Below are 8,456 nucleotides of genomic sequence, written 5' to 3'. Positions count from 1 at the left end.
CAATCCGCTGCAGATCGCGCTCGCTCATCGCAATCAATCCCATCCGCAATCTCCCAGGTCATCAAAACCCGGGGAGAGTGACATTCCAACTTTGCAGGATCAGGACACTTTAACTTTGCGGCTACAGGTTCAGATCGCATAATCTGAATTATGGAACTGAATGTGATGTATCAAATATGCCCTCTAACACATTGATCAAAATTCACTTCCTCGCGATAGATTATTGAATCAGCGCTCGCCATTTCGTGTATACGTCTTGCGCCGCTCGATTTCGACCGCAGCCTCGATGTGGCCATGGCAGAACCATCGTGAGGACGCCTGAGCCACTTCGAGCGTTGTTCGACGCCCTTGCATGCGGCTTGAGGAGACGCGAGTGGCAGCCGCTTGTTCAAGCGTCGCGAGGCAGGACAGAGAGCACGCGCGCAATGAAGGCTGCAAACTCTTCCATGTAGCCACGGAGAAACTGCTCGGTCGTTTGCACCGTCACTTCTCCGTCGTCGGAAATCAGCCCCGGAGTGAATTGAATGTAGGCTTCTGGGGCGTTCATCTGCGGTGAATTGCAAAAGCTAAGAACACTGCGCAGTCCTTGTTGCGCTACCGCGGTTCCGATCGAGCCCGGCGATGTCCCGATGACAGCCGAAGGCTTGCGTGTGAAGGAGTTCTTTCCGTAGGGGCGACTCGCCCAGTCAATGGCGTTTTTTAGGCCACCCGGGATTGAACGGTTGTATTCCGGGGTTACAAAGAGAATGGCGTCGACCCCAGCCAACTCTTCTTTGAAAGCTCTCGCGACCGGCGGAAAATCGGCATCATAGTCATGGCTATAGAGCGGGAGTTCCCTGAACGATATTTCTGTCATTTCAAGCTGTGCAGGAGCCAACCTCACCAGTGCACGGGCGAGCTTGCGATTTATGGAGTCTTTGGCGAGACTACCAATCAAGTATCCGACCTTATGCGTTTGCATAATAATTCTCCCGATACCGTGACCTGTGGCGTGGACTGCAACGACAATGTAGCGCGTCGCGCCGTGACTGTCATGTTTCCAAGTCGCTGCAACCCGATCTCAGAACTCTCTTAACGCGCCAGTATACCGGCAGAACTGCAGCTTTCATCCGGAGCCGGTCGCCGCGGCGATCGGCATGGTATCCGGCGGATGCGGAAGGAAGAATGGCTACCTTTGAAAGAAGAACATCGTGCAAACTATAGCAACTGAACGACTGATATTGCGCCAATGGCGCGAGGACAATTTTGAGGCCTTCGCTCGATTCTGGGGGGACCCCGTCACCACCGCCTTCGTCGGGGGTCCGATCAAGCGTGAGGATGCCTGGCGAAGGATGTTGTCGTTCATCGGTCATTGGCACTTGCGCGACTTTGGCTTTTTCGTTGTCGAAGATAGTAAAACAGGTGAAATGGCGGGCTACTGCGGAGCGCAGCTTCCTTTGGACAAGCTTGAACCTGAATTGGGATGGGGAATTTACCCCCAGTTCCAGGGGCGAGGCTATGCTACCGAGGCGATGCATGCCGTTCTCGACTTCGCAGCCAGCAAACTTGGCTGGAGGACGGCAATAAGCCTGATCACTGATGACAATTTGGCTTCCCAAGCGGTCGCGAGAAAACTCGGAGGCGCGCTTGAGCGACACGTGGATATCAGTGGCATGCGCTACGGCGTATACCGGCACGTCTTTGGAGATTCGTCGATTTAGCCGTTCAAGGGGTCCTCATCTGGTTCGGATACCTACAGCGTAGGTACGCCGGCAGCATCGCGCGTTGGCTCCGGCATTGCCGGAAGCAGGAGCAGGAGGGCCACCGACAGGAGGTGGATAGCACAGGCGACGAACGCGAGCGCCGCGAGCCCAGCGGCGATGATTGGCGCGGCGATGACGGTTCCAAGCGTGGTGATCATGAAGATGAAAAAGACGATCAGCGCCGATCCGCGCGCATTATTGGCACCCGAAGCAAGAATGCCGCGATAGAAGCCAATGGGGCCGCGAAGACCCAAGCCGATCGCCATGGGCGTAAACAATAGAGGCAACATCAGCGTGTTGGTACCGCCCATGAGACCGTAGGCGAACAGCGCAAGGGCACTCAAGGCAGCCATGATGGTGCCGGTCAGGATGACGTTTTCAGCGCCAAAACGTTCGGCAATCCGGGCGGTCAGATTGGCGACGATGATGAACCCGGAAATGTTGATGACCTGCATGATGATGAAGTCGTTCAGAGAGCCGCCCATCGACGCGACGATGACTGTCGGCGCGCCGAAGACGAAGGTGAGCAGTCCGCCGAGCGTCAGGGCCTGGCTGAGCGCGTATCGCATGAAGACGCGATCCGTGAGCAGTTGCCCATAACTACCGAGCGTGTCGGAGGGTTCTTCCTCACGGGGCAGCCCAAGCACGAGTATGAGGACCGCAGCGAGCATCGTCAAAACACCCAGCAGCTCGAATGACGATTGCCATCCGAAATGCGAAAGCAGCAGCACGCCGAAGATCGGCGCAAGCGCCGGCACCAGCGATTCCACGCTGCCGAGAAACCCGATGGCGCGCACCGCCGCCTTGTCGCTGAACAGCTGCCGGATCAACCCTGGGCCAAAGACCGGAGCCGCCGCAGACGCCACGCCTTGAACGAACCTCAGCGCGATAAGTGCCGTGATATTTGGCGAGAAGGCACAGGCGAGCGAGGCGGCTGCAAATCCGGCGAGCGAAGAGAAAAGCAGCGCCTTGCGCGAAAAGTGGTCCGCCAGGCGCCCATAAAGAAGCAGGCCGAGACCGCCGCCGCCGACATAGGCGGCAAGCACCAGCTGCGCGGTCGCCCGGTCAGTGCCGAAGATTTCAGGCAATTGCGGAACGGCCGGCAAGACGAGGTCGGTCCCTGCCAGCGATAGCGTTGCACAGATGATGAGAAGTGAAAACGTGATGGCGCGACGCGAATTTGTCATTGTCCGGAGTGCTCTTGGCGGATCTATCGTGACCGATGGGATGTGAGCGCAGACGCCCTGCCCGCCGAATTTTTTGGTACGCGGTTTCGGGGGCAACTGGCGGTCATGGCAGGCTAGCAGGGGCAGAACAGCTCGGACAACGAATGAAATATTCGCGTCTCAGATGGGATCGATACTGGTTACCAGGCGGCCGACGCGCCCGTCGGAAATGCCTATTCGTTCCCATCGGATGATGCTCGGGGGGATCGGCATATCGGGGTCGTCGCTGCCGCCGGTCGTGAACTGGACGGCTCCTGACCAGACCTCTTCAAACCAGCCAAGTTCTTGCAGTTGAAGTTCTCTCTCGATGATTTCCGCCGTCGCGTATCGCCATAGCGAGACGCCGAAAAAGGACGCGGCAGAGATCCGCCACTGGGCTTGCCTGGCCGGTGAGACGCTCAAAAGCGCATGGGTGTCGTCGCAAACAAGGTGAACCGGAAACGGCGCCGTTTCGATGAGCCGACGCAATGTCAGGTCTATCCCGACGCTCTCATGCCGCTCGAGCAGCGTCTCGACCCGGGCCCGGGCCTTTGCTGAAGGCTCATGCTGGCCGGCTTCCCATCGCGATAGCAGACCCTGCGATACGCCAAGATCCGCCGCCAACGTTTCCTGCTTGATCTGCCTGAGCCTGCGGAAGCGTCGAAGCCGGCATCCGAGCGGCAAAGCGCAAACCTTCAGATCAAGCTCCATACCTTCCTCGCGACAATAGCCCTCCCCCGTTGAATAGCAGGGACGCTTGGTCGGTTGTCAACAGACACCCGACGCCAGCGTCTAGCTCGATGTTGGGACGGTGGCATCTTCGACGCTCACTTTCGCCTGACGTCGAGGCCCAACGCATCGGCGATGATGATCGCGTCCTTGAGACGGACGCTTTCCGGAGCAATGGGCGATGACGTCATCCGGCTGTCGGGAATGAAAGCGGTTGGTCGGCACGTTGCTCCAGGGGAGATCACGGCGTTACGGGCCGCGCCATTGTCAAAGCGCAAGCCCTTGCAATCCGAACAATCGGACAGAGCTTGGACCTGAAGGGCAGAGAGTTGGCTTGATGGAAGGAGAGCTTTCTCGACGAGGGTCGCATAGCCAACATTCTCGTGGCGGCTTGGCGACGTTCGGCGCCACTACGGCCGAAGATCAGGCGATGGCCCCCTCATGCTTGTCAAAATCACCTGAGCGGGCCCACCCCCTGTCAGAGTTCGCACAGCTGCCGGCAGTGCAGTTACAGCGCCGCTGGAGCGGTTTCAGCGCGGTGCAACCGCGCCCGCATAAAAACCGCCGTCGCCACCATAGTAATCCTGTCTGACACTGGTCGCACCGCCGCCGGTCTGGGAGCATCCGGCAAGCGCGGAGAGTACGAGCAAGAATGTGGCAATACGCATTGAGTTTGATCCTTTCTTGGCTGTCACACACATAGTCACAGGCAAACGCCCAAACAACCCGGCGACGACACGACTTTCAACCAAACCCTGTATCCGAACGATCACGATACTGAAACAAAGGCGCACATCCTCTCTCTCGGCGCGCCCTACGCCGGCAAACTTCTTGAGCTACAAGATTTAAGAGAGAAACGATCGCAGCCGACACCACGATCGCCGAAGCGCTCGCGCAAATGGATTGGCTGGCACGCAAGACGCTGTTTGCCGAGGACGCCGAGGGCCACCCCAAGAGGTCGGCCGAGCGGGTGCAATCGTCACGCGTCGTCTGGTTCAACTAACGACCAGTACCGCCAAGACTGCTTGACGTCACGGTCATCGACCTCGCGTGCGCGTCTGATCAGACGCGCAATCGGAGGCGACTCAAGGAGACAGGCAGTAGCCGCCTGCGTCGTCGCGCTTAGGCCGCTTCGAGAGCGTTGCGGGCTGACCCTTTCGTCTCGATCAGCGTGCGCGCGACGATGTCGTGGTTGAGCCACAGGACAGGGCCCGATGGCGCCGAGCTCTCACCAAAGATGAGCTGCCCAACCGCTTCGACCACCAGCCGGCTCAAGAGATCGGAGATCAGCGCCTTGCCGTCCCGGTGCATCGCCGTGATTTCGCTCGATGTACCGATCGTCAGGTCGGACTGTCCCGGATTATTCGGCATTGGCCAGGACGAAAAGTCGTAGAACGGCCGCATCACTTCGCTCGTCTGCATATCGGAAATCTTCCGCAAGACGTCATCGACAGTGAAGCCATCTGCCAACAAATCCTGGCAGGCCTGCCATTGCTGCGCGACCCATTCGCCACCGCCCTCTTTTTTCAGCGCGAGCAGAAGCGGAATGAGGGGCAGCTCGATGCCGGCGAACACGTCGGACGAATTGGTGCGGATCTCAGGGCAATTGTAGACCGTCGCCTTAATGCCCTTGTTCCAGGCTTCCTCAGCGATGCGCTCCAGGCGCATCTTGGCGTAGCCCTGCGTGTAATTGGTATAGGTCTGCCAGCGGTACTCGTTAGCAACGAGAATGCCCGTACCGTGGTAGCCAAACGCCGAATAACGAACCTGGCCACCGGAAGCTTCGATGCGCGCCCGGATGGCTGTGCTCAGATCGATCAGGTGTCGGAACGTGTTGGCCGAAACCTCGTCGAAATTCTGAAGAATGAGCTTGCCCAAATCGCTGTCGAGCAGCGTTTGCGACGACATGTGGCGCGCGCCACGTCCCTTGTAGACGCGATTGGCGATGACCATGAACACCTTTGCCTTCGGGATGCCACCGGCCATGGTGTGCGCGAAGAAGACATTCCTGCCATCAGCGATCATGCCATCGAGGATCCCCATGACTTCAGAAAGGGCATTCTTGAACCGTTCGACGCCGACGTTTCGGCATTTCTCGATGTGCGACCAGTCGAGCTTCTCGTCTTGCCACGTCTCGAGCGTCATCTTCGCGAGAAGGTCGGTCGGAGTGGGCTCGCCTTCAGGCGCGTCAAGATCGAAACCGGCCATGATCGGCACGTTGATGATCTTGCCTCCGAGCCGGGCTTCAGCCGCCGCAAGTTCCTCGTCGTTCAGTGGCCGCAGAACATTGGCTTCGTCTCGTCTGCCAACCGTGATCCCGACAATTTCCATGCCGGCCTTCTTGGCTTGGTCGACCAGATGGGTGGCATAACCCCGATCGAACAGCTCACCAAACAGAACGAAAACATCGCCTGGACGGAAAATGTTCGTCCGCGGGGAGTGCGTCAGAGGGTTCGGTTTCTTCATACTGCCGGTTCTCTCAAAGCTGGTCGCGGAGCAACCAAACAAACTACGTGATGAACCACTGCACTGATTGGCGGCAAGTGGGAAGTGACAATAAGTATCGTTACAATTCAAACCGTGAGCGGAGCGGAACGGCGGTGGCGTCCATTCCAACCCCGCAGCGACCCGGAATGGTGAACTTTCCGCGTGACCGTTCACCGCTTCGACTCACCGCTTCGACGTGATTTCTGCCGGCCCCGGATCCTGTCGTGGCGCGGCTGAACGTGGCCTTCGAAACCAAACATATACTCCTGGGCGCACGCTACTTTTCAATCCGCAGGACGATGAGGTCAGACTGTTTGACTGATGATACGGGATGAAGGACCGGCCCAGCACTGCCTGTCATGATGGCATCGAACAACGGCATCTTCTCGCTTCCCACGAGCCCTAACGGCGCCCGACAAACGGCCAGGTAGTCGAACCCGGATAAAAGAGCACTCCGCTCATTGTTGCTACTCGACATAAAGGCCTGAAGAACCCGTCCGATCGCTGGCGCGGCCCGGTGAAAGGGAACGCTCGACACCGTAAGGCTGTCCTGCGACCTACGGGCGATCTCAAGCCCCAGTGCCGGCGGCGTCATCACTTGTCCAGGTGGAAGGGTGGCAAGCAGCGAGAAATCCGCCCCCTTGCAATCATTCCAGAGCAGGTGGTCAAAAGCATCCGTAGTCTTACGCTCAAAAGGCACGACGGAGTAGAATGAGGTGGCCATCACAACAGCCATCCCTCCAAACGCGGCCAACCGCCTAACCGCCACCTGGCTGTCTTCGCGAATTATCGACGCCGCAGCAGGCAGCAACAACGGAACGACGGCAGCAGAGAAGCGCAAATACCGGTTGGAGACCAACGCGGTCAGGAGGAGCGCTGCGGCGACAGCATGGATGATAGCGAATTGCGGATTTGCCGTTCGGGGGGCGTTCAACGCGCGCTGCAAGCTAACAGCCAGGACGCAGCTGAAAATACCCAGTAGAGCAAGTGAGCCGTAGTCCCCTGTTCGGAAAAACTCCAGGGCACTCTTTTCCTGGTCGATGCGATCAAACCAATATATCCGGGCCAGATCGTCGATGGCTGCATATGGGCCGGCCAAAAGCTGTGGATAGGCGAACAACAGCACAGCCGATAGCATCGAACCGGCGGTAGCCAAAAGTCCAAACTTGAACGCCGCGCTCGAAGCCTCCGGCACCAGCCATAAGGTCACGGTTGCGATCGCTCCAAAGCCAAGCAGTGCGAATGCAAATGGTGCGGAGAAAGCATCGTTCTCCACACGCCAGAACCCGGAAGGACCGATTACCAAAAAGGTCAGGATGCGTACCGCAACCAGGCATGTGATGGCGGTTGAGGCAAGCATCGTTCGGGTGCCGTCCAAACCCGCGGCCCACGCTAGTGCCAAGGCTCCCAACACCAGCGCGATAACAGGCAACGTCTCCAGGCCTACCAAGAGCGAGATCGTCGCTGAAATCGCGACGACCGCCCCGCCTATGCGATCGAACCTAGCAATCCCGTATATCAACGTGAGCAACAGCACCATCTGCAAGTTATGGTGGTCAATGCGGCCAGGACTAAATTCCCAGATCGCGAAGGCCATAAGGACGAGGACGGCGCATAGCATTCCGGGCGAAAGCTCACCTTTTCGTGGCGCTATCCGGCTCAAAACCCCAACAACCCCAATGGTGAAAAAGACTGCCATTACGGCTGGCCAAACCTGGAAGGCCACCGCGAGCGCGTCTTCCGCTCCCAAGGCGGACTGAAGAGAGAAAGCTATGAGCATGTAGGGAAGGTCAACTATTCGCGACCAAGGCGAAATATACGGCTCGGGCATCAGGATCCGCGGTATTGCCGGCCTAAGCCACCCGCCATCCTCAAGGAATGCCTTGATTTGCAGACCCCGCAAACTGTCGTCGATGTCAGCGTTGTGAATACGCTCACCGGACAAATCGAACCCGATGAGTAGGCCGACGATCAAGATGCAGATCAGCCAATACCCCGTTGCCGACCAGCGTTCATCAACTCGCGCGACACTCGTCTTGCTGACAACTAAACTCATGGCAGATGAAACTCGTGTGAAGCGCTCAAACTCACACGAGACTGCCTACACCTACTCTCTTAATAAGTGTGTAATTTTAGGTTGCGTGCGAAACTCTGCCTCAAGGGCAACTGGAGTTGCCCCCAAAAGACCGGACATGCTCAGGCTTGAGATTGCGAGCTGATGAACTCGCGCGGGGATTGATATCCTAAAGCGCTGTGCGGGTGAAGATTGTTGTAATGCTCGAACCAGAACGGC

General features: G+C 58.0%; 8 protein-coding genes. 1 reads left to right on the top strand and 7 read right to left on the bottom strand.

From position 1 onward, the window contains the following. Positions 1–388: 388 nt before the first annotated feature. Positions 389–961 carry an NADPH-dependent FMN reductase gene (locus tag IB272_RS34330; protein WP_090426756.1) on the bottom strand — a complete coding sequence of 191 codons (573 nt, stop codon included), beginning with the start codon at positions 959–961 and terminating at the stop codon, positions 389–391. Between the two features lie 229 nt (positions 962–1,190). Between IB272_RS34330 and IB272_RS34325 the strand changes: the two genes are divergently transcribed. Then, on the top strand, positions 1,191–1,700 hold the full coding sequence (locus tag IB272_RS34325; protein ID WP_181529560.1) for a GNAT family N-acetyltransferase: 510 nt from the start codon (positions 1,191–1,193) through the stop codon (positions 1,698–1,700). 32 nt (positions 1,701–1,732) lie between these two features. On the opposite strand, the gene IB272_RS34320 is transcribed toward IB272_RS34325, so the two are convergent. The 6 genes from IB272_RS34320 to IB272_RS34295 all read right to left on the bottom strand — a co-directional run. Continuing rightward, the gene (locus tag IB272_RS34320) at positions 1,733–2,929 is read right to left on the bottom strand and encodes an MFS transporter (RefSeq protein ID WP_090302570.1); all 1,197 of its coding nucleotides are present in this window, start codon (positions 2,927–2,929) and stop codon (positions 1,733–1,735) included. A 159-nt stretch (positions 2,930–3,088) separates the two neighbouring features. Then, positions 3,089–3,658 (bottom strand): helix-turn-helix transcriptional regulator, encoded by a 570-nt coding sequence (locus IB272_RS34315; RefSeq protein WP_060517886.1) that lies wholly within the window; start codon positions 3,656–3,658, stop codon positions 3,089–3,091. A 548-nt stretch (positions 3,659–4,206) separates the two neighbouring features. After that, the gene (locus IB272_RS34310) at positions 4,207–4,344 is read right to left on the bottom strand and encodes a hypothetical protein (protein WP_167550732.1); all 138 of its coding nucleotides are present in this window, start codon (positions 4,342–4,344) and stop codon (positions 4,207–4,209) included. A 454-nt stretch (positions 4,345–4,798) separates the two neighbouring features. Further along, the gene (locus tag IB272_RS34305) at positions 4,799–6,142 is read right to left on the bottom strand and encodes a hypothetical protein (protein WP_090426765.1); all 1,344 of its coding nucleotides are present in this window, start codon (positions 6,140–6,142) and stop codon (positions 4,799–4,801) included. A 298-nt stretch (positions 6,143–6,440) separates the two neighbouring features. Then, positions 6,441–8,219, bottom strand: a complete 1,779-nt coding sequence (locus tag IB272_RS34300; protein WP_192445875.1) for a hypothetical protein — start codon at positions 8,217–8,219, stop codon at positions 6,441–6,443. A gap of 140 nt (positions 8,220–8,359) precedes the next feature. Further along, positions 8,360–8,456: integrase core domain-containing protein (locus tag IB272_RS34295; protein ID WP_192444694.1), on the bottom strand; the 97-nt coding region annotated here is incomplete at its 5' end.

Source organism: Ensifer sp. ENS08, from assembly GCF_014852195.1.
Taxonomy (GTDB): domain Bacteria; phylum Pseudomonadota; class Alphaproteobacteria; order Rhizobiales; family Rhizobiaceae; genus Ensifer; species Ensifer adhaerens.
The sequence above is the reverse complement of the archived record's forward strand: the minus strand, read 5'-3'. Positions and strand labels throughout refer to the sequence as shown.

Excerpts from the sequence above, each read along its gene's own strand:
- IB272_RS34330 (WP_090426756.1), bottom strand. The coding sequence starts at position 961 with ATGCAAACGCATAAGGTCGGATACTTGATTGGTAGTCTCGCCAAAGAC.
- IB272_RS34320 (WP_090302570.1), bottom strand. The coding sequence starts at position 2,929 with ATGACAAATTCGCGTCGCGCCATCACGTTTTCACTTCTCATCATCTGT.
- IB272_RS34315 (WP_060517886.1), bottom strand. The coding sequence starts at position 3,658 with ATGGAGCTTGATCTGAAGGTTTGCGCTTTGCCGCTCGGATGCCGGCTT.
- IB272_RS34310 (WP_167550732.1), bottom strand. The coding sequence starts at position 4,344 with ATGCGTATTGCCACATTCTTGCTCGTACTCTCCGCGCTTGCCGGATGC.
- IB272_RS34305 (WP_090426765.1), bottom strand. The coding sequence starts at position 6,142 with ATGAAGAAACCGAACCCTCTGACGCACTCCCCGCGGACGAACATTTTC.
- IB272_RS34300 (WP_192445875.1), bottom strand. The coding sequence starts at position 8,219 with ATGAGTTTAGTTGTCAGCAAGACGAGTGTCGCGCGAGTTGATGAACGC.